The 276-nt window shown below is 54.7% G+C and carries 1 protein-coding gene; it reads right to left on the bottom strand.

Annotated features, from left to right (window positions below):
* On the bottom strand, positions 1-276 hold a 276-nt coding region (locus CVH10_RS20150; protein ID WP_146143165.1), incomplete at both ends, for a tetratricopeptide repeat protein.

Below are 276 nucleotides of genomic sequence, written 5' to 3'. Positions count from 1 at the left end.
ATATCATCCCGATCCGCAATGTCTTTCCAGGCTGGCGATCGGTCTCCACTGCCTGCTCTTTCAATCGGGAAGCGAATGTGTTCCCCCAGCTCTTGCAAAGCTTCAGGATTTCAAGCTTGTCCTTGTCGGGGTGGTAATGGTGTGCCGTGATAAGATTGGAAAAGGGCCCCGTGGCAGCAGGGTTGGCCTTGTGCGCCTTCTCGTAGCTCTTCAGCGCCGCATCCAGCTCACCCATCTCGCTCAGCACATTACCCAGATTGTTCCAGGAGAGATAAC

It is taken from the genome of Halomonas sp. ND22Bw, from assembly GCF_003011945.1.
GTDB classification, from domain to species: Bacteria; Pseudomonadota; Gammaproteobacteria; order Pseudomonadales; family Halomonadaceae; genus Halomonas; species Halomonas halophila.
The sequence above is the reverse complement of the archived record's forward strand: the minus strand, read 5'-3'. Positions and strand labels throughout refer to the sequence as shown.